Origin of the sequence: Neisseria sp. 19428wB4_WF04 (assembly GCF_015235335.1) — a bacterium.
In the GTDB taxonomy this organism is placed as follows: Bacteria; Pseudomonadota; Gammaproteobacteria; order Burkholderiales; family Neisseriaceae; genus Neisseria; species Neisseria musculi.
In genome coordinates this window covers 1-456 of sequence record NZ_JADGLG010000157.1, presented here as the reverse complement: position 1 = coordinate 456, position 456 = coordinate 1, and the positions used below count along the sequence as shown (strand labels likewise).

The following is a 456-nucleotide window of genomic DNA, read 5'->3' as shown; positions in this document are numbered from 1 at the left end:
CCCGTAGACGGTGGTGCCGGCAAACGCCAGGAACGGCCAGCCCTGCCAGGTGATCCAGCGCGGCACGGCGTAGCCCCGGCTCCAGCGGCTGGCGAACTCGCTCAAGGCGCCCTCGGGGCAGAGCACGCCGCACCAGGCCCGGCCGACCAGCACCATGCTCAGGAGCACGAACGGCCACCAGATGCCCCAGAACGCGAATTGCGCGGCCAGCGTCAGGTTGGTCCAGATATGCGCGGTGTTGCCGGGTAGCGGCAGCAGCGCGGGCACGATCACCAGCACCCCGTAGATTCCGACGATCACCCACTGCACGGCCCGGATCATCCAGCCGTGCTGCCGCAGCCAGTCGCCGAAGCGGGCGAGCCGCTCGTCGAGCAGGTCCCGGCGCGCGGGCGCGTCGGCGAGGAAGGTCGGGGCAGTCACCGTCGAGACCCGCTCACTTGGCCACCAGGGTGGCCT

The 456-nt window shown here is 71.3% G+C and carries 1 protein-coding gene; it reads right to left on the bottom strand.

What is annotated here, in order from left to right; genetic code table 11:
* Nucleotides 1-420 (bottom strand): 4Fe-4S binding protein (locus IR141_RS12780; RefSeq protein ID WP_135037816.1); only part of this gene is annotated, 420 nt, incomplete at its 3' end.
* Nucleotides 421-456 lie beyond the last annotated feature (36 nt).